18 protein-coding genes are annotated in these 20,184 nt (G+C 61.6%); 14 read left to right on the top strand and 4 right to left on the bottom strand.

Annotation, left to right across the window (positions count from 1 at the left end; all coding sequences use genetic code 11):
• Positions 1-2 precede the first annotated feature (2 nt).
• Positions 3-878: a LysR family transcriptional regulator gene (locus BOP93_RS22610; RefSeq protein ID WP_104504727.1), complete on the bottom strand. Its 876-nt coding sequence runs from the start codon at positions 876-878 to the stop codon at positions 3-5.
• A 114-nt stretch (positions 879-992) separates the two neighbouring features.
• Between BOP93_RS22610 and BOP93_RS22605 the strand changes: the two genes are divergently transcribed.
• The 3 genes from BOP93_RS22605 to catA are packed head-to-tail and all read left to right on the top strand — an operon-like array spanning position 993 to position 3,394.
• Positions 993-2,120, top strand: coding sequence for a muconate cycloisomerase family protein (locus BOP93_RS22605; protein WP_104504726.1), 1,128 nt, complete (start codon positions 993-995; stop codon positions 2,118-2,120).
• A 12-nt stretch (positions 2,121-2,132) separates the two neighbouring features.
• A complete protein-coding gene (gene catC, locus BOP93_RS22600) occupies positions 2,133-2,423 on the top strand; it encodes a muconolactone Delta-isomerase (RefSeq protein ID WP_104504725.1) in 291 nt (96 codons plus the stop codon).
• Between the two features lie 41 nt (positions 2,424-2,464).
• Positions 2,465-3,394, top strand: a complete 930-nt coding sequence (gene catA, locus BOP93_RS22595) for a catechol 1,2-dioxygenase (protein WP_104504724.1) — start codon at positions 2,465-2,467, stop codon at positions 3,392-3,394.
• Positions 3,395-3,520: 126 nt separating this feature from the next.
• Here catA and BOP93_RS22590 read toward each other — a convergent pair whose 3' ends face one another.
• Positions 3,521-3,994 (bottom strand): Lrp/AsnC family transcriptional regulator, encoded by a 474-nt coding sequence (locus tag BOP93_RS22590; RefSeq protein ID WP_104504723.1) that lies wholly within the window; start codon positions 3,992-3,994, stop codon positions 3,521-3,523.
• Between the two features lie 144 nt (positions 3,995-4,138).
• On the opposite strand from BOP93_RS22590, the gene kynU reads away from it, so the two are divergent.
• A complete protein-coding gene (gene kynU, locus BOP93_RS22585; RefSeq protein ID WP_104504722.1) occupies positions 4,139-5,389 on the top strand; it encodes a kynureninase in 1,251 nt (416 codons plus the stop codon).
• A 231-nt stretch (positions 5,390-5,620) separates the two neighbouring features.
• Positions 5,621-7,027: an amino acid permease gene (locus tag BOP93_RS22580; RefSeq protein ID WP_104504721.1), complete on the top strand. Its 1,407-nt coding sequence runs from the start codon at positions 5,621-5,623 to the stop codon at positions 7,025-7,027.
• Here BOP93_RS22580 and BOP93_RS22575 read toward each other — a convergent pair.
• Positions 6,973-7,863, bottom strand: a complete 891-nt coding sequence (locus tag BOP93_RS22575; RefSeq protein ID WP_104504720.1) for a LysR substrate-binding domain-containing protein — start codon at positions 7,861-7,863, stop codon at positions 6,973-6,975. The genes BOP93_RS22580 and BOP93_RS22575 overlap by 55 nt on opposite strands.
• A 92-nt stretch (positions 7,864-7,955) precedes the next feature.
• On the opposite strand from BOP93_RS22575, the gene BOP93_RS22570 reads away from it, so the two are divergent.
• The 4 genes from BOP93_RS22570 (at position 7,956) to BOP93_RS22555 (ending at position 12,289) form a co-directional block, all read left to right on the top strand.
• Complete coding sequence (locus BOP93_RS22570; RefSeq protein ID WP_104504719.1) at positions 7,956-8,723, top strand: sulfite exporter TauE/SafE family protein; 768 nt, start codon at positions 7,956-7,958, stop codon at positions 8,721-8,723.
• Between the two features lie 29 nt (positions 8,724-8,752).
• On the top strand, positions 8,753-9,649 hold the full coding sequence (locus tag BOP93_RS22565) for a LysR family transcriptional regulator (protein WP_104504718.1): 897 nt from the start codon (positions 8,753-8,755) through the stop codon (positions 9,647-9,649).
• A 103-nt stretch (positions 9,650-9,752) separates the two neighbouring features.
• Positions 9,753-10,646: an NAD-dependent epimerase/dehydratase family protein gene (locus BOP93_RS22560; RefSeq protein WP_104504717.1), complete on the top strand. Its 894-nt coding sequence runs from the start codon at positions 9,753-9,755 to the stop codon at positions 10,644-10,646.
• Positions 10,647-10,843: 197 nt separating this feature from the next.
• Positions 10,844-12,289 carry a SulP family inorganic anion transporter gene (locus tag BOP93_RS22555; protein ID WP_104504716.1) on the top strand — a complete coding sequence of 482 codons (1,446 nt, stop codon included), beginning with the start codon at positions 10,844-10,846 and terminating at the stop codon, positions 12,287-12,289.
• Between the two features lie 11 nt (positions 12,290-12,300).
• On the opposite strand, the gene BOP93_RS22550 is transcribed toward BOP93_RS22555, so the two are convergent.
• Positions 12,301-12,681, bottom strand: coding sequence for a lysozyme inhibitor LprI family protein (locus tag BOP93_RS22550; RefSeq protein WP_057724037.1), 381 nt, complete (start codon positions 12,679-12,681; stop codon positions 12,301-12,303).
• A gap of 194 nt (positions 12,682-12,875) precedes the next feature.
• Here BOP93_RS22550 and BOP93_RS22545 point away from each other — a divergent pair, with 194 nt between their 5' ends.
• From BOP93_RS22545 to BOP93_RS22525, 5 genes are all read left to right on the top strand, one after another.
• Positions 12,876-14,279, top strand: coding sequence for a gluconate:H+ symporter (locus tag BOP93_RS22545; protein WP_104504715.1), 1,404 nt, complete (start codon positions 12,876-12,878; stop codon positions 14,277-14,279).
• Positions 14,280-14,290: 11 nt separating this feature from the next.
• Positions 14,291-15,151: a MurR/RpiR family transcriptional regulator gene (locus tag BOP93_RS22540; RefSeq protein ID WP_104504714.1), complete on the top strand. Its 861-nt coding sequence runs from the start codon at positions 14,291-14,293 to the stop codon at positions 15,149-15,151.
• A gap of 1 nt (position 15,152) precedes the next feature.
• Positions 15,153-16,631: an N-acyl-D-amino-acid deacylase family protein gene (locus BOP93_RS22535; protein WP_104504713.1), complete on the top strand. Its 1,479-nt coding sequence runs from the start codon at positions 15,153-15,155 to the stop codon at positions 16,629-16,631.
• 113 nt (positions 16,632-16,744) lie between these two features.
• On the top strand, positions 16,745-19,192 hold the full coding sequence (locus BOP93_RS22530) for a dermonecrotic toxin domain-containing protein (protein WP_104504712.1): 2,448 nt from the start codon (positions 16,745-16,747) through the stop codon (positions 19,190-19,192).
• Between the two features lie 76 nt (positions 19,193-19,268).
• On the top strand, positions 19,269-19,637 hold the full coding sequence (locus BOP93_RS22525) for a glyoxalase superfamily protein (RefSeq protein WP_104504711.1): 369 nt from the start codon (positions 19,269-19,271) through the stop codon (positions 19,635-19,637).
• The last annotated feature ends 547 nt before the right edge of the window (positions 19,638-20,184 follow it).

Below are 20,184 nucleotides of genomic sequence, written 5' to 3'. Positions count from 1 at the left end.
TTTCAGAGCAGCTCTTCAACCAATTGCAGGCAATGACTGAGCCCTGGCGACTGATCATTCACCCGCCGGCTGAGAATGATCGGCGAGGTCGCGGTGGCTTCCACGATTGGCGTGTAGCCGATATCCGCCCGGTGCAGCACCTGCACCGACGCCGGCACCAGCGTCACGCCCATGCCGGCGCCCACCAGGCCGATGGCGGTCTGCAACTCGTTGGTCCACTGCGCCACCTTGAGGCTCAAGCCGTGGGCGTCGAACAAGGCGATGACATGGTCGGCATAACTGGGGCGCGGATTGCCGGGGTACAGTACAAAGGGTTCGGCGGCCAACTGGGCGAGGGTGGCGGGGGCGCCCAGCAACGGATGACCGCTGGGCAGCACCGCCACCAGCCGGTCCTGCACCAGCACACGCTGGACGATGGCCGGGTCGTCGAGGGGGATCCGCCCGAAACCCACATCAATGCGCCCGGCCTTGAGCGCCTCGACCTGCTGCAAGGTGGTCATCTCCGACAATCCCAATTCCAGCTCCAGCGCCTCATGGTTGCGCAGTCGCCGAATCAATTCCGGCAGCACGCCGTACAAGGTCGACGGCGCAAAGCCGATGCCCAGCCAGGTCTTCTCGCCCAGGCCGATGCGTCGGGTGTTGTCGCAGACCTTGCCCAACTGTTCGAGCAGCACATTGGCGTGCTCATAGAAGAACCGCCCGGCCTCGGTCAGCCGCAACGGCCGGCCGCGCTCGAGCAATACCACGCCCAATTCGTCTTCCAGTTGCTGGATCTGCCGGCTCAACGGCGGCTGGGCGATGTGCAGGCGCTCGGCGGCGCGGGTGAAGTTGAGGGTCTGTCCCAGCACCTGGAAATAGCGCAGGTGACGCAGTTCCATATTGGCTCCTTTAATACCTTCAAGGTATCGAACCAGACCAATTCTATATTGGAACCTGACAATCATGCAGAACAGAATCGACGCAAACCTATAAAGAACCCAACGGGTATTGCCATGTCGATTTGCCCCATCGTGTCGATCGAGACGGTCATCGTCGACCTTCCCACCATTCGCCCGCACAAGTTGGCGATGCATACGATGCAACACCAGACCCTGGTGATCATCCGCCTGCGTTGCGCCGATGGCATCGAGGGCATCGGTGAGTCCACCACCATCGGTGGCCTGAGCTATGGCAATGAAAGCCCCGAGAGCATCAAGGTCAACATTGACCAGCACTTCGCGCCGCTGCTGATCGGCCAGGACGCCAGCAATATCAACGCCGCCATGGTGCGTCTGGAGCGCAGCATTCGCGGCAACACCTTTGCCAAATCGGGCATCGAGAGCGCGTTGCTCGACGCCCTCGGCAAGCGCCTGAATCTACCGGTCAGCGAACTGCTCGGTGGCCGTGTGCGCGATGCCTTGCCGGTGGCCTGGACCCTGGCCAGCGGCAACACCGCACAGGACATAGCCGAGGCCGAGAAGATGCTCGACCTGCGCCGCCATCGCCTCTTCAAATTGAAAATCGGCGCCGGTGAGGTCGACCGTGACCTGGCCCACGTGATCGCGATCAAGCGCGCGCTGGGGGATCGCGCCAGTGTGCGGGTCGACGTCAACCAGGCCTGGGACGAGGCCGTGGCCCTGCGTGCCTGCCGCGTGCTGGCGGACAACGGTATCGACCTGATCGAACAGCCGATCTCGCGCAACAACCGCGGCGGCATGGTGCGGCTGAACCTGTCGAGCCCGGCGCCGATCATGGCCGACGAATCGATTGAATGCGTCGAGGATGCGTTCAACCTGGCCCGCGAAGGCGCGGCCTCGGTGTTCGCTCTCAAGATCGCCAAGAACGGTGGCCCGCGTGCGGTGTTGCGCACGGCGGCGATAGCGCAAGCGGCAGGCATCGGCCTCTACGGCGGCACCATGCTCGAAGGCGGCATCGGCACCCTGGCTTCGGCACACGCCTTTGTCACGCTTGACACGCTGGCGTGGGGCACCGAACTGTTCGGCCCGTTGCTGCTCACCGAAGACATACTCACCGAGCCGCCGGTGTACCGTGATTTCCACCTGCATGTCTCCACCGCACCGGGCCTGGGCCTGGCGATCGACGAAGAGCGCCTGGCGTTCCTGCGGCGTGACAAACACTAAGAGGCGCCTGCCATGTTGTTCCACGTAAAGATGACCGTGAACCTGCCGCTCGACATGCCCGCCGAGCGCGCCGCCAGTCTCAAGGCCGAAGAGAAGGCCCTGGCGCAGCGCCTGCAACAACAAGGTAAATGGCGCCACCTGTGGCGCATCGCCGGGCACTACGCCAACTACAGCGTGTTCGATGTCGAGAGCGTGCAGGCGCTGCACGACCTGCTGATGCAGCTGCCGTTGTTCCCCTATATGGCCATCGAAGTGAATGCGCTGTGTCGGCATCCGTCGTCGATCCATGCCGACGACCGCTGAGCCTGTTTCGCACCCAATAATTACAAGATGAGGATTGCACCATGTCCATTCGACTGTCCCAGACTGCCCACGCCCAGCAGTTTCTCGAAGACGCCAGCGGTCACCGCAGCGAAGGCGGCGACCCGCGCACCAAGGCGCTGATCTATCGGATCCTGCGCGACACCGTGAACATCATCGAAGACCTGGAAGTGACCCCGCAAGAGTTCTGGAAGGCGGTCAACTACCTCAACGAGTTGGGAAAAAACCAGGAAGCCGGCCTGCTCGCCGCCGGGTTGGGCCTGGAGCATTACCTGGACCTGTTGATGGACGCCGCCGACATCGAGGCCGGCAAATCCGGTGGCACGCCGCGCACCATCGAAGGTCCGCTGTATGTGGCCGGTGCACCGCTGTGCAAATACGAAGCGCGCTTGGACGATGGCAACGACGATGCCGTGCCGCTGTTCATGCGCGGGCAGGTGCGCGACACCCAGGGCAAGCCGTTGGCAGGGGCGATTGTCGATGTGTGGCAGGCCAACACCGGCGGCACCTATTCGTGGTTTGACCCGACGCAATCGGAGTTCAACCTGCGCCGCCGCATCGAGACCGACGAGCAGGGCAACTATCGTTTTCGCAGCATCGTGCCGTCCGGCTACGGCTGCCCGCCGACCGGTCCGACCCAGCAGTTGCTCGATCAGTTGGGGCGGCACGGGCAGCGTCCGGCGCACATTCACTTCTTCATCTCGGCGCCTGGCCATCGGCACCTGACCACCCAGATCAACCTGTCGGATGACCCGTACCTGCACGATGATTTTGCCTATGCCACACGGGATGAATTGATCGCCGAAATCCGCTTCAGTGACGATCCGCAACTGGCACAGGAGTTCGGCGTGCAGGGGCGGTTTGCGCAGATTGATTTTGACTTTGAGTTGCAGCCCGCCACAGCGCCGATTGAGCAGCAGCGCATGCAGCGAGTGCGAGCCCTGGAAGACTGATCAACGCGGGCAAAAAATGTGGGAGGGGGCTTGCCCCCGATAGCGGTGGATCAGTCAGTAAATAGGTAACTGACCCACTGCAATCGGGGGCAAGCCCCCTCCCACATTTGAATGGTGTTGCAGGTGCTATTTGCGCACCACCAGATCCAGCACCTCATCCCGATCCTTGATCTTCTGCAGCACAATTTCCGAACGGATATCCATCACCCCCGCCGTGCGGTTCAGGTGGTTCACGATAAAGTCCGAAAAATGCTTGAGGTTGCGCGCCTGCACCCGCAGCACATAGTTGCTGGCGCCGGTGATCACATAGGCACTGGCCACCTCCGGCCAGCCCTGTACTTTCTTGATGAACGTCTCATGCCAGTCTTCCACATCCTGGCGCAAGGACAGGTGCACGATGGCCTCAAGCTCAATGCCCAACTGCTCGGCATTGAGCACCGCCCGATAGCCGCTGATCACGCCTTCGCTTTCCAGCAGGCGCAAACGGCGCAGGCAGGCCGAGGGCGACAACGCGACTTTTTCCGCCAGTTCCTGGTTGCTGATACGGCCATCCTGTTGCAGGAAATGCAGGAGGCGCAGGTCGGTGGCGTCAAGAAGCATGGTTTGAATAAATCCGCGTGTTTGGGAGTTAAATTCGAATTTCCTACAGCTTAAATAGCGCTTCACCTACCACTTTGCACGAAAATTCTCTGAAAGTTCGTTCATTATTTGGTTCATCCTCTCTTATAAAAACCAGGACAGACCATGACCACCCGAAGCCATTGCCAAGCCCTCGACGCCCAAGACCCGCTGGCGCCGTTGCGCGATCAGTTCGCCTTGCCCGAGGGCGTCATCTACCTTGACGGCAATTCCCTCGGCGCACGTCCGCGGGCCTCGTTGGCGCGGGCGCAACAGGTGATCGCCCAAGAGTGGGGCAACGGCCTGATTCGCAGCTGGAACAGCGCCGGTTGGGCGGACCTGTCCCTGCGCCTGGGCAACCGCCTGGCACCGCTGATCGGCGCCGGCGATGGCGAAGTGGCGGTTACCGATACCACGTCGATCAACCTGTTCAAGGTGCTCAGCGCTGCCCTGAGCGTACAGCGCGAGCGTGCGCCGACGCGCAAGGTGATCGTCAGCGAAGCGAGCAATTTTCCCACCGACCTGTACATCGCCGAGGGCCTCGCCGAGCTGCTGCAACAGGGTTACGCCTTGCGGCTGGTCAACAGCCCGGATGAACTGCCCAAAGCCATCGACGAGGATGTGGCCGTGGTGATGCTCACCCACGTCAACTACAAGACCGGCTATATGTATGACATGCACGCACTCACCGCCTTGAGCCATGAGTGCGGCGCGTTGAGCCTCTGGGACCTGGCGCATTCGGCCGGTGCGGTGCCCATCGACCTGCACGCCGCCGGGGCCGATTATGCGATTGGCTGCACCTACAAATACCTCAATGGCGGCCCGGGCTCCCAGGCGTTCGTGTGGGTCAGCCCGGCGTTGGTGGACCTGGTGCGCCAGCCGCTGTCGGGCTGGTTCGGGCATACCCGTCAATTTGCGATGGAATCGAACTACGCGCCGAGTGCCGGCATCGCCCGCTACCTGTGCGGCACCCAGCCGATCACCTCGCTGGCCATGGTGGAATGCGGGCTGGAGATATTTGAACAGACGGATATGGCCAGCCTGCGCGCTAAATCCCTGGCGTTGACCGATCTGTTTATCGAGCGGGTCGAAGCACGCTGCGCCGTCCATGGCTTGCAGCTGATCACCCCGCGTGAACACGCCAGGCGCGGCAGCCATGTCAGCTTCGAACACCCTGAGGGTTATGCGGTGATCCAGGCGCTGATCGCCCGGGGCGTGATCGGTGACTACCGTGAGCCGCGCATCATGCGGTTCGGTTTTACCCCGCTGTACACCAGCTTCACCGAAGTGTGGGATGCGGTGGAAATCCTCGGTGACATTCTCGACAACAGCACTTGGGACCAGCCGCAATTCAAGGTGCGCAACAGCGTGACCTAAGAGCACCACAAAACCAATATGGGAGGGGAGTCAGTTAAGGCTTTTTGTAGGAGCGAGCTTGCTCGCGGAAAACTCACAGGCACCGCGTTCATTCAGGAAGCACGCGTTATCGTTGACATTTTTCGCGAGCAAGCTCGCTCCTACAGCGGGCCAGGTACGCTTAACGGACTGGCATCAGGACTCGCCATCTGTGACAACAGCAGCAATCACAATAATAAAGGGGCACGCCACGTGACCACGCCAGACAACGGCTTTGCAGAAATCACCCACCGCGAACTGGGCCTCAGGCGCCAGCTCACTTCCGGGCAAATGAGCATGATCGCCATCGGCGGCGCCATTGGCACCGGGCTGTTCATGGGCAGCGCCTACGCCATTGGCTATGCCGGGCCCAGTGTATTGCTCAGCTACGCCATCGGTGCGTTGATCACCTTGATCCTGATGGGCTGCCTGGCGGAGATGACGGTGGCGCATTCCACCTCCGGCTCCTTTGGTGCCTATGCCGAGTTTTATATCAGCCCGCTGGCCGGGTTCCTGGTGCGTTATGCCTACTGGGCGGCGATAGTGCTGGCCGTCGGAGCCGAGGTGACGGCGGTGGCGATGTACATGAAGTACTGGTTCACCAACGTGCCGGAGTGGGTGTGGATCGTGTCGTTCTCCAGCGTGTTGATCCTGCTCAATGCGATCAGCGTGAAGACGTTCGGCAACTTCGAATACTGGTTTTCCACCATCAAGATCAGCGCCATCGTCGGCTTCATCATCCTGGCGGTGTACGTGGTGTTCGGCTCGGGCAACCCGGCGTATGGCGTGCAGAACTACACCGCCCATGAGGGGTTTTTTCCCCATGGGTTGAGCGGCATGTGGATCGCGGTGATCGTGTCGATCTTCAGTTACTTGAGTGTGGAGATGATCGCAGTGGCTGCCGGTGAAGCGGCCGACCCGGAGCGGGCGGTGAAGAAAGCCTTTCGCGCGACGATTGTGCGTCTGGTGGTGTTCTACCTGCTGACCCTGGCCCTGATGCTCGCCATCGTGCCGTGGAACCAGGCCGGTCAGGTCCAGAGCCCGTTCGTTACGGTGATGCAGACCCTCGGCATTCCCGGTGCCACCGGGGTGATGAACTTCGTGATTCTGATCGCGGCGCTGTCGGCGATGAACAGCCAGCTCTACATCACCACGCGCATGATGTTCAGCCTGTCCCGCGCGGGCTTTGCGCCCAAGTCCATGGGCGCGTTAAGCAAGAGCGGCATCCCGCTCAATGCGTTGCTGCTGTCCAGCTCCGGTATCGCGTTGGCGACCCTGCTCAACCTGGTGTACCCGCAAAGCGCGTTCACGCTGATGATGGCGATCTCGATGTTCGGGGCAATTTTCACCTGGTTCATGATCTTCCTTACGCACCTGTTTTTCCGGCGCTACCGCAAGCGTCATGGCGGGCCGAAGCTGTCCTTCGAGCTGCGCCTTTATCCTTACAGCACCTTGCTGGGGCTGGTACTGATGGGCGCGGTGATGATCACCACGTATTTCACTGACGCGTTCAGGATGACCCTGGTGTTTGGCGTGCCGTTCCTGCTGATCCTGAGCGCGGTGTATTACGGGTTTTTCCGCAAGGGCAGGGCCAAGGCATCGAACAAGGCCCTGGCATAACCCGGCAGTTGTTCGAATGAGCGCGCGCAGAGCAGCAGTCGGCGGCAGGCCCATTGCTCCTTGAGCGGCTGGGCCTTGATGCGATCTTCCCGCGGCCAGCGGTCCAGGGCGGCCTGGGGCACGATGCCCAGGCCCGCGCCCCGGGCGACCATGCGGATCACCCCATCGAAACCCTCGGCGCGAATGCGCGTTTGCAGACGATAGCCTGCGTGCAGGGCCTGTTCCTCCAGATACACCGCCAGCGCGCTATTGGCTGCCAGGCCAACGTAGTCGTATTGCAGGCTGTCGATGAAATTCGCGGTCTTCAGCGGATGGTCGAGGGGCATGAGCAGCACCAGCGGATCGTCGCGAAACGCCAGTGTCTGCAAGCCGTGGGTATCCACTGCATCGGAGATAATTCCCAGGTCGGCCGTGCCTTGGCGCAGGGCCTGGATAATACGCAGGCTGGGCAACTCCTGCAGGTCGATATCGAGGTTGGGATGTTCGCGCAGAAAGTCCGCCAGCAGTTCCGGCAGGTATTCGCTCAGCGCGGTGGTATTGCACAGCAGGCGCACCTGGCCTTTGACACCGTTGGCGTATTCCGCCAAGTCTTGTTGCAGGTGCTCGGCCTGTTGCAGCAGCAGGCGGGCGTGACGGCCCAGGGCTTTGCCGGCAGGTGTCGGCATGACGCCACGGCGGCCACGCTCCAGCAGTTCGATGCCCATCGAAGCTTCCATCGCCCGAATGCGCGCGCTGGCGGCGGCCAGGGATAAATGGCTGCGGGCGGCACCGGCGGTGATATTGCCGGTGTCGAGGATGTGCAGGTAGAGGCGCAGGTCGATCAGGTCAAAGTGCATGGCTCAAGATTTCCTCTGCCTCATCCAAAACAAGAGGCTGCCTCAGTATATGGCGAATTTTCAACGGCTCGGCAAAACTGCACACTTTCTGCATGATGACGTTCCTGACGTTTTACCAAACCCTCGGCCCAGCCCTGACTTTACTGGTTATCGGCACTTTCCTGCTGGCCGGTACGGTCAAGGGCGTGGTTGGTCTTGGCCTGCCCACGGTGGCCATGGGCATGCTCGGCCTGGCTATGTTACCGGCACAGGCTGCGGCGCTACTGATCATCCCTTCGACGGTCACCAACCTCTGGCAGCTGGCGTTGGGTGGTCACCTGAGTACCTTGCTCAAGCGCCTGTGGCCGATGTTGCTGATGATTGTTCTGGGCGCCGGGCTGGGCACGCTGTGGCTGGGTATGGACGGTGGACCGTGGGTAGTTCGCGCGTTGGGCGCGGCGTTACTTGTGTATGCGCTGAGTGGGTTATTTCTGCCGCCCTTCAAGGTATCCCCCCGAACCGAGCGCTGGCTGGGCCCATTCTGCGGAGTGATCACCGGCATCATCACGGCGGCCACCGGCGTGTTCGTGATTCCCGCAGTGCCGTACCTGCAAGCATTAGGTTTGAGCCGCGATCAACTGGTACAGGCGCTGGGGCTGTCGTTCAGTGTATCGACCCTGGCGTTGGCCGGCGGGCTCGCCTGGCGCGGCGCGCTCGGTGGCGGTGAAATCGGCGCATCGTTGTTGGCGCTGGTGCCGGCGTTGCTGGGGATGTGGTTGGGCCAGGTGGTGCGCCAGCGCATCAGTGCGCTGTGGTTCAAGCGGGGATTTTTCAGCGGCATGGCGCTATTGGGAGGCCATTTGTTGCTGAGTGGTCAATAATGAGCCCGACCCGATAATCAGGATAGCCCGTGAAAGCCCGATCCGATGAACTACAGATCTTTGTCAGCGTGATCGAGTGCGGCTCGATCTCCGCCGCCGCCGAGCAGGTCGGGCAGACGCCGTCGGCGGTCAGCCGCACCTTGTCGCGACTGGAGGCCAAGCTCGACACCACCCTGATCAACCGAACCACGCGGCGCATGGACCTGACCGAGGAGGGCCGGTACTTCTTCGAGCAGGCCAAGGTGATCCTGGCGCAGATGCAGGCGCTGGAAGAACGCCTGTCGTCACGCCAGAAAAAACCGGCCGGGCGGCTGCGCATCAATGCGGCAGTGCCGTTCATGCTGCACGGGATCATGCCGTACGTCGGCGAGTTTCGTGGCCTGTACCCGGACATCCAACTGGAGCTCAACAGCGACGACCTGATCATCGACCTGCTGGAACAAAGCACCGACATTGCCATTCGTATCGGCACTCTGGCCGACTCCACCCTGCATGCCCGCGCCCTGGGCAGCACGCCGCTGCACATCCTGGCCAGCGCCGACTACCTCAAGCGCCACGGCACACCGACCACCGTCGCCGAATTGGCCGAGCATACGTTGCTTGGCTTCACCCAAACCGACACCCTCAACCATTGGCCGCTGCGCCATGCCCAAGGCGACCGTTGGTTGATCCAGCCGGGCGTTGCCGCGTCCAGCGGTGAAACCGTGCGCCATTTGGCATTGGCGGGGCAGGGCATTTGCTGCCTGTCCAACTTCATGACCCACGAAGACATCGAGGCCGGGCGCCTGGTACCGCTGCTGGAAGCATTCAATAGTGGCTATCGCCAGCCGATCCATGCGGTGTACTACCGCAACTCCCAACTGGCGTTGCGTATCCAGTGCTTCCTGGACTTTATCCAGGCCAAGTTGGCGCGTTATGCCCGCTGATTCGTGACTGCCGCGCAAGAGTGAATTGGTCAACACGGGGTTATTCGACGCCAGGGGCTGCCGGATACTGGGCTCATCACTTACCCAGTCAGGAGCACTCTCCATGAATGTATTCGTTACCGGCGCAGCCGGTTTTATCGGCGGCTCCATCGCCACCGGTCTGGTCAAGGCCGGGCACGCCGTCACCGGTCTGGTGCGCAGCGCCGAGCAAGCCGCTGAAATGACCGCACTGGGCATCACCCCAGTGATCGGCACCCTCGATGACGTCGCCGTATTGACCGAGCAGGCGCAGCACGCCGATGCGGTGATCAATGCCGCCAGCAGCGACCATCGCGCGGCCGTCGAAACGCTGGTGGCGGCCTTGAAAGGCTCCAACAAGCCGTTCCTGCACACCAGCGGTTCGAGCATCGTCGGCGACGCGTCGGGCGGCAAGGCCAGTGATGTCATTTACTTCGAGGACAATCTGCCGCAGCCGACCGCCGACAAGGCCGCTCGCGTGGCGATCGATAACCTGATCCTGGCCGCGGCCAAGGAGGGTGTAAATTCGGCGGTAATCTGTAACACCCTGATCTACGGCCACAGCCTGGGCGTGAAACGCGACAGCGTGCAATTGCCGCGCTTGCTCAAACAGGCTCGCAAGAGTGGTGTGGTGCGCCATGTGGGGCCGGGGCGGAACATCTGGTCCAACGTGCATATCGAAGACGTGGTCGCGCTGTATCTGCTGGCGCTGACCAGAAATGTACCGGGCACGTTCTATTTCGTGGAGAGCGGCGAAGCGGCCTTTATCGACATGACCACGGCGATTGCCCAAGCGCTGAATCTGGGCGAGCCACAGGACTGGCCATTGGCCGAGGCTGAGGCCGAGTGGGGGTATGAAATGGCCAACTACGGCCTGGGCTCCAACAGCCGAGTGCGCGGCCAGCATGCCCGTGAACGGCTGGGCTGGGCGCCGAAGCGTACGTCGGTGGTGGAGTGGATTCGCAACGAAATGGTGTGATGTTCGCTTGATAACGAGGTGAGGCCATCGGGGGCAAGCCCCGTCCCACATTTGACCGAGTACAGCCGCTGCGACGCGGTCCAGTGTGGGAGGGGGGCTTGCCCCCGATTGGCTGCGCCTCGGTCCCGGAGGCTAGCCCCGCCCCGCTCAATTCCGTACCATTCCCCGCCTCATCCCCCGCAACTCCCTGGTATTCCATGAAGCTCACCCGTCTGCGCGCCGACGCCCTGGCCGGTCTCACCACGTCATTTGCATTGTTGCCCGAATGCATCGCCTTCGCCCTGGTGGCCCATCTCAACCCGTTGATGGGGCTTTACGGTGCCTTCATCATCTGCACGCTCACCGCGTTGTTCGGCGGCCGGCCCGGCATGGTGTCCGGCGCGGCCGGTTCCATGGCGGTGGTGATCGTGGCGCTGGTGGTGCAACACGGCGTGGAGTATCTGCTGGCGACCGTGTTGCTGGGCGGCTTGATCATGCTCGCGTTCGGCCTGCTGCGCCTGGGCAAGCTGGTGCGCATGGTGCCGCACCCGGTGATGCTGGGGTTCGTCAATGGCCTGGCGATTATCATTGCGCTGGCGCAGTTGGAACACTTCAAACGTGGCGAAACCTGGCTCAGCGGTACACCGCTGTACGTGATGGTCGCGCTGGTCGCGGTCACCATGGCCATCGTCTACCTGCTGCCACGCCTGACCCGCGCCGTGCCGCCGGCCCTGGTGGCGATCCTCGGCGTGGGCCTGGCCGTGTACCTGCTCGGCCTGCCCACCCGCACCCTCGGCGATATGGCGCACATCGCCGGCGGCCTGCCGACCTTCGCGCTGCCGCAGATCCCCTGGACCCTGGAAACCCTCGGCATCATCGCGCCCTATGCATTCCTGATGGCAATGGTCGGCCTGCTGGAAACCCTGCTGACCCTCAACCTCACCGACGAAATCACCGAAACCCGTGGCTACCCCGACCGCGAAAGCGTAGCCCTGGGCGCTGCGAATATGGTCTCGGGCCTGTTCGGCGGCATGGGCGGTTGCGCGATGATCGGGCAAACCGTGATCAACCTCAGTTCCGGTGGGCGCGGGCGTTTCTCCGGGGTGTTTGCCGGGGTGATGATCCTGCTGTTCATTCTGTTTCTGTCGCCGCTGATCGAGCGGATTCCGCTGGCGGCCCTGGTGGGAGTGATGTTCGTGGTGTCCCAGCAGACGTTCGCCTGGGCGTCGTTGCGGGTGATCAACAAGGTCCCGCTCAATGACGTGCTGGTGATCATCGCGGTGACGGTCATCACCGTGTTCACCGACCTGGCGACCGCTGTGTTGTGCGGTATCGTCATCGCCGCGCTGAATTTTGCCTGGCAGCAGGCGCGTGAGCTGTATGCCGATGAGCACCTGGAAGCCGACGGCAGCAAACTGTATCGCCTGCACGGCACCTTGTTCTTTGCTTCGACCACGCCGTTCCTGAATCAATTCGACCCGGCCAACGACCCGGCCCAGGTCACGCTCGATTGTCGTCACCTGAGCTTTGTCGACTATTCAGCGATTGCCGCGCTGATGACCCTGCGCGAGCGCTACAGCAAAGCGGGCAAGCATTTGCGCGTGCTGCACTTGTCGGAGCGCTGCAAGAAGCTGCTCAAGCGCGCCAGGGTTCAGCACGACTGACCTGCAGCAGCCTATGGCCCGACCAGGTCTTCGAGTTCCTGCGCACGGGTCTGGGTCATGTCCAGCACACAGCCGGAACCGTTGACCTGATCAATGGTGCCGCCGGTGGCGCTGCCCGCAAAGGCGCAGTTAGCGTCACGGTACTTGATCCACAGGCGCTGCAGATCCTGCAGCTGTTGCTTGCGGTTGCCTTCCTGGGCGGCCAGTGCGGTCTTATAAGCCTTGTTCAATCGTGCATCCTGCACCTTGGCTTCCTTGACATTGCAGCCGACCATATCGGCGGTGGTCTGGGCGCCGTCCATGCATTTTGTCAGCGCCGGGTTGTCGGCGGCGGCAGCAGTGCCGCCCACAGCCAGAAGCAGGGCGCCGACGGCGAGTGTGGTGCGAATCATCAGTGTTTGTCCTGGCATCAATGGATGTGCAGTGTATGACTCAACCGCGCTCGTTGAGTTTCCAGCCTTTATCCGAAGGTCATGTAAGAACACCCCCTGAATTTTCATGCGGCGGCGTCGGGCATATCCCACCGCGACAGCGCTTATCCCTGCGCGGTAATTACTTTCATAAAATTTGAAAACCCTCTTCGGTAATGATTTATGAGTTTCACAACGTATTCGACGTGACCCTTTCCGAGGAGTACCGCATGGCCGCATTACCGGGCTTCGGGCTGTTGGCATACGCTGCCATCGCCATCATTGCTTTGATCGTGCTGATCGCACGTTACCGTCTTAACCCGTTTATCGTCATCACGCTGGTGTCCATTGGCCTGGCGCTGATGGCCGGGATGCCGGCGGACACCATCATGGGGTCTTACGAGGCGGGCGTCGGCAAGACCCTGGGGCATATCGCCCTGGTGGTGGCGCTGGGCACCATGCTCGGCAAGATGATGGCCGAGTCCGGTGGCGCGGAGCAGGTGGCCCGTACGTTGATCAACCGTTTCGGCGAGCGTAATGCCCATTGGGCCATGGTCTGCATCGCGTTCCTGGTGGGGTTGCCGCTGTTTTTCGAGGTGGGCTTTGTATTGCTGGTGCCGATCGCCTTCACCGTGGCGCGGCGCGTGGGCGTGTCGATCCTGATGGTCGGCCTGCCGATGGTCGCCGGCCTGTCGGTGGTGCATGCGCTGGTGCCGCCGCACCCGGCGGCGATGATGGCGGTGCTGGCGTATAACGCTTCGGTCGGGCAGACCGTGCTGTATGCGATCCTGATCGGTATTCCGACGGCGATCATCGCCGGCCCGGTCTACGCCAAATTTATCGTGCCGCACATTCACCTGCCGGCGGAAAACCCGCTGGAGCGCCAGTTTATCGAGCGCGAACCGCGTACCCGTTTGCCGAGCTTCGCGCTGACCATGGGCACCCTCCTGTTGCCGGTCGTGCTGATGATGATCGGCGGTTGGGCCAATGTGATTTCTACACCTGGCAGCGGCTTCAACCAGTTCCTGTTATTTATCGGCAACTCGGTGATCGCGTTGCTGGTGGCGACCCTGGTGAGTTTCTGGACGCTGGGCCTGGCCCAGGGCTTCAACCGTGAGTCGATCCTCAAGTTCACCAATGAATGCCTGGCGCCCACGGCAAGCATCACGCTGCTGGTAGGGGCGGGCGGTGGCTTGAACCGAATCCTGGTGGATGCCGGCGTCACTCACGAAATTCTCGGCCTGGCCCATGCGTTCCAGCTGTCGCCACTGGTGATGGGCTGGTTGTTCGCCGCGCTGATGCGTATCGCCACGGGCTCGGCCACGGTGGCCATGACCACGGCGTCCGGTGTGGTGGCGCCGGTCGCTTTGGGCATGGGTTATCCCCACCCTGAATTGCTGGTCTTGGCGACCGGTGCAGGTTCAGTGATCTTTTCCCACGTCAACGACGGCGGCTTCTGGCTGATCAAGGAATACTTCAATATGACGGTGATCCAGACCTTCAAGACCTGGACCGTGCTGGAAACCCTGATTTCGGTGGTGGCCTTCGGTCTGACCTACGGTCTGTCCTGCCTTTTGTAAACGGGAGCCCCATGGACATCCTCTACCAGATCCGCGCCCGGCAGGACTCTTTCAGCGCCGGCGAAGGGCGTATCGCCAGGCTGATGCTCGACGATGTGGGCTTTGCCGCGTCGGCCAGCCTGGAAGCGCTGTCGCAACGGGCCGAGGTCAGTACCGCCACCTTGTCGCGCTTTGCGCGCAGTGTCGGTTGCCGCGACTTGCGCGACCTGCGCCTGCAGTTGGCTCAGGCCAGTGGTGTGGGCAGCCGCTTTCTGGACCCGGCGGGGTTGCCGGAACAGTCGGCGTTTCATCGGCAGATCCTCGGTGATATCGAGGCGACGCTGCGCCAGCATCTGTCTGGCTTCAATCAACACAGCTTTGTCGATGCGGTGAGCGTGTTGGGCAAGGCACGGATGATTCACGCGTTCGGTATGGGCGGCCCGTCGAGCCTGGGCAGCGATGAGTTGCAGGTGCGGCTGGTGCGCCTGGGCTATCCGATTGCGGCCTGCCATGACCCGGTGATGATGCGGGTGACGGCCGCGACCCTGGGGCCGGAGCAGGCGCTGATCGTTTGCTCGCTGACCGGCCTTACGCCTGAGTTGCTGGATGTGGTGAGGTTGGCGCGCAACTACGATGCGCGCATTGTCGCGATCACCCTGGCCGATTCCCCCCTGGCCGAGTTGGCCGATGTGCTGCTGCCGTTGCAACCGGCTGAAACCAGTTTTATCTATAAACCGACGGCTGCGCGCTACGGCATGCTGCTGGCCATCGACCTGCTGGCCACCGAGTTGGCCCTGGCCATGCCTGATGCCAATCAGGAACGCCTGCGCCGGATCAAACTGGCCCTGGACGATTATCGCGGCGGCCCTGACAGCCTGCCGCTTGGAGACTGAAATGAAGTACGACACGCTGATTCGCCAGGCGCTGATCATTGATGGCAGTAACACGCCTGGTTACCTCGCCGATGTGGGCGTGCGCGACGGGCGTATCGAGACGATCGGCGACCTGGCGGCGGCGGTGGCCGTGCATGAAGTTGACGCCACCGGCTACGTACTGGCGCCGGGCTTTGTCGATGTGCACACCCATGACGACACGGTCGTGATCCGCCACCCGCAGATGCTGCCCAAGCTCAGCCAGGGCGTGACCACGGTGATTGTCGGCAACTGTGGCATCAGCGCTTCACCTGTGAGCCTGCGAGGCAATCCACCCGATCCGATGAACCTGCTGGGCAATGCCGAGGCCTTTGCCTACCCGCGTTTCGTCGACTATCGCGCGGCGGTTGAACGCGTTCGGCCCGCAGTCAATGTCGCCGCGCTGATCGGCCACACGGCACTGCGCAGCAATCATATGGACGACCTGCACCGCACGGCCACGGCGCATGAAATCGCGGCCATGCGCATGCAACTGCAGGAGAGCCTCGAGGCCGGTGCCCTGGGCTTGTCCACCGGCCTGGCCTACGCCAGTGCATTCAATGCAGAGACCGATGAGGTGCTGCAACTGAGCGAAGAGCTGACGGCTTATGGCGCGGTGTACGCCACGCATTTGCGCAGTGAGTTCGAGCCGGTATTGGACGCGATGGACGAAGCGTTCCTGATCGGTCGACATGCCAGGGCACCGGTGATTATTTCTCACCTCAAGTGCGCCGGTGCGGGAAACTGGGGGCGCAGCCCGCACCTGTTGGCGTCGCTTGAAGCGGCGGCGAAAACCCATCCGGTGGGCTGCGACTGCTATCCCTACGCGGCGAGCTCTTCGACGCTGGATCTCAAGCAGGTCACCGACGCGTTTCGCATCACCATCACCTGGTCCACGCCCCATCCTGAAATGGGCGGGCGCGACTTGCAGGACATTGCCGGAGAGTGGGGCGTTGCGCTGATGGACGCCGCCCGTCGCCTGCAACCGGCGGGGGCGGTTTATTACGGCATGGATGAGGCGGACGTGCGACGCATTCTTGCCCACCCGTTGATCATGGTCGGCTCTGACGGGTTGCCCGAAGACCCGTTTCCCCATCCCCGGTTGTGGGGCGCGTTCCCACGGGTGCTGGGACATTTCAGCCGCGATGTCGGATTGTTTCCGTTACACACGGCGATACACAAGATGACCGGGCTGTCGGCGGCGCGTTTCGGCCTGGCTCAACGCGGTGAAATTCACGAGGGATTCTGGGCCGACCTGGTGCTCTTCGATCCTGCGCGTGTGCGTGACATGGCCGATTTCAAGGCGCCTCAACGTGCGGCCGAAGGGATTGAGGGCGTATGGATCAACGGCGTCTTGAGCTACAGCGAAGGGCAGGCGAACGCACAGCGGGCCGGGCGCTTTCTGGCGCGCAGCGGTGATTTGCGCCGGGGGTTTCAGACCGGAGCGCGGGATGCGGTATGACGGTGACCGACCCGGCAGCGTGTCTGAATATGGCCAATGAGCGCTTACAAAAAGCCGATTGAGTGCCAGGAGCGGCGCCCTAACATGTGTGGGTCTTGTTATGGAGAGCCTGCATGAACACTCAGTCTGTAAATCCCAGCCTACTCGCCAATCGGGCCAGCAATGCCGTCATTCCACCCACCTTCATGGCGCCTGGTGCAACGGCGAATGGGAGCGTCGATGCGATCTCGGCGTTCCCTTTTCCCCGCGACACAATCAAAGGCTGGATCCAGGAAAAGGTCTGGAACCTGACGAATCAATGGATCGACCCCGACAAGGTTTACCTGCATCAGTTTGCTCCTGCCAACAGTACCCATACCGGCAGTGCCGTGACCGGTTGGGAGCATCGCGGAACTCCCGAATCATCCATGACGCTGACCGATGCCGTGGCCAGTGATTTTTTTTCGGCCGAACGCTACGGCACGGCCGGCAAGGCTCAGGCGCTGGCGCATTTCGTGTCGTCGAACACCAGCCCGTTTTCGTTGCTGGACAGCGAAAGTGTGCCGGATTTTTTCAGCCGGCTGGGCAAGTTCATTTTCGACCGGACGGGGCCGGGTTACCTCTACTCGAAAATACATGACGATGTTCCCGCCGCCGTGGAGACCTGGCGTGATCTGGACGCCGTCTACGGCCTGTACCTGGATGGCCCGGAAAAAGGTACGTACGACGCCGGCAACCAACTGCGCATGAAGCCCAGCGAGTTGCTGAACCTGGTGCGTGAGGGGGACCTGCAGAAAAAGGTAATGACCAAGCTGGACAGTTTTTGGACGCAGCACGGCGACGAGTGGCGGGTGCTGGCCAAGCAACAGTTCGTGATGGAGGCCCGTGCCGCGCGTGCCCTCAATCAACAAGACCCCGGCCGGGGCCTGAGCCCGCAGGCGTATGCCGAGGTAATGAAAGCGGCAGCATCAGGTGTGCCGCTCGAGGGGCCGGTGTCCGGGGCCCAGTTGCAGGCGCAGACCACGCCGGACCCGAACACCAAGGTGTTTGGCTTGGACATCAATGGCTATCAGTCCAATGACATCCTGCGCTTCGTCTCCAAAAGCGGCACCGAAACGCTCTATGTCCCCGGCGCAAAGCCCGCGATCCAGACGTTCAAGGACCGAGCCGCCGTGGACCAGTGGGTGCTCGAACAAAGCAGGGACCCCGCCAAAGCCAAGGCGCTGGAGGAACATTTCTCGCTGCGTGATCGTCAGCAGGGCGTGTTCGGCGCCCTGAGTGCCGACGGCGTGGACGCTACCCTGACCAAGCTGGGGGCGGGTACCCAGGCGGCCAATGACAGAGTGATCAATACCCGCAATTATCCCATCGGCGGTGACGTATTTTCCTTCATGGCCAGCCAGACACGCCAGCGCATCGACAAGGATGCGGACACCGAAATGAAATCCAACGCCGAAGTGCGCAAGGACGACGCACTGGCCCTGTTGCAAGCCGGTAATGCCGTATTCTCCATCCCCATGGCCTTGCTCGGGCCTATTGGTCTGGCGCTTGGCGCCGCCTCTTACACGGCGCAGGTCGGCATGGAAATCGACCAGGCCGTTGAGGGTGACACCCAGGCCGAGCGCAAGAGCGGGCTGCATTCGGCGGTGATGGATGTTGCGACCATGGCTTTTTTTCATGCCCTCGGCAAGGCCGGCCCGTCCACGGCCGATCCGGCTGTCGAGTCCGGCGCTCAACCGACGACGGGGGACAAGCCTTTTTTCAACTATCGCCGCGTGAACGGGCAGATCGGTGTACTGATGAGTCCGAACCAGCCTCCACGGTTACCCGAAACACCGGGCGGCCCATTGAATCCTGCGTGGGACCCCTCCATGGAGATTTATCTGCAAGCGGGGTCCAAGCGTCCCTCGGTGCAGCCCCGTTATGAGATCGTCGAGGAGGCTGCGCCCGCGGCGAAGAAACCCAAAGTCGAGGACTCGGAACACGAACTGTCGGACAATGAGGAGTCGCCGTCTTCGGTGGCTTCCAATGCCACGTCCTCCGGAGATTACGAACCGTACGACGACAGCAGCGTGCTCAAGGTCAATCCGTTCAAGGACGGCGTCACGCTGCCTGCCGGTGGGTATTTCAACAGTCGCGGGATGATCGAGCGCACCGACATACCCAAGTTGTACCGCGTCGAAAAGGCTGATCGCGTAGAGCGGCGCGGCGACCCGGAAGATGATGGTTTTCGCGACTCCAATTTCTTTTCCGGTCCGGAAAAAATGATGGAGGGCAATGTCGTGGTGGCCTCTCGCTCGAAAGCGGCGGCGATGCACTTTGGCGACACCGAGTTCGACGGCAAGTACCACCTTTACGAAATCGACAGCCGGGGCGTTCCCGTTGTTTCGTTCAACGAAAATATCGAGGCCAATCCGCAGTTCGTCGAAGCGCGTCAATGCGTGGCACCTGGCACCCTTGAGCGGATGCGCAAAGCGGGCAATCTGGATGAGTTCGCGAACGACTCCTACAAGTTCGATGAGGTGCATGTGGACAATGACCAACTGTCGAGCGGCAGGATCCGCAGAATTCCCCGGTATTGAACCGGTTCACTTTGCGCGCTTGCCGGGCTAGGGTATCGGTTCACCCACACCGATTGCCCGATGCCTGGAGAGTCACATGCACTTAGGAAAAGTCACCCCCATCCTGCGGATTTTCGATGAGGCCAAGGCGCTGGAGTTCTATGTCGACTTCCTGGGGTTCAACGTCGACTGGCAGCATCGCTTCGAGGCCAATTTTCCGTTGTACCTGCAAGTGTCGCTGGGAGAGTGCGTGCTGCATTTGTCCGAGCATCATGGCGATGCGTCGCCGGGCGCCGCGGTGCAGATCCAGGCGCAAGGGGTGGATGCGTACCAGCAGCAATTGCAGGCCAAGGACTATCGTTATGCCAAGCCTGGGGTTGAGCAAACGCCTTGGGGCTCGCGGGAGATGAGTATCAAGGACCCGTTTGGGAACCGGGTGGTGTTTGTCGAGGAAGGCGAGGGCTGAGGTAAATCGCAGGCAATAAAAAACCGCCTTAGTAGGGCGGTTTTTTTGCAATCCAGTTAGTGGCTGGATCGCGATCTCAAAGATGCATTGACCTGCAGACGGATATTAACCCTGGTCTAATCATCACGCAAGATTGAACGATGTCCCGCCCCCGGTTCTTTATAGGAATCTATAGCGAAGATCTCTGGCGCAAAATTTTGCAATAGATCCCGCAAACAATACTGAATATTTGCCTACCGCTTGTCACACCTTACCGCAGAGTTTTGAGTAGGCTTCCCTTCGTTCCAGGTTTGTCGCTTTTTGGGTGCACCGGGTACGCGCGCGATTTTTGGACCGACCGCCACGGGCTAGTAATCCGTGCCGGATTCAAGCGGGAGGCCCATCAACCCGGCCGCCTCAAAGATGCATTGACCTGCATCCGAAGGCCCACATGTTCCGGTAAGTGTGCTGGAGGTAAGGCCTGACTCACGGAGGGCCGAGTATGTCTAAGTTTGCACGACGTGCGTGGAACCTCGTAGTGAATGTCGTGCATGTTTATCATGTGTGG

This window comes from Pseudomonas orientalis (genome assembly GCF_002934065.1).
GTDB lineage: Bacteria > Pseudomonadota > Gammaproteobacteria > Pseudomonadales > Pseudomonadaceae > Aquipseudomonas > Aquipseudomonas orientalis_A.
This window is presented reverse-complemented; position numbering and strand designations above follow the sequence as displayed.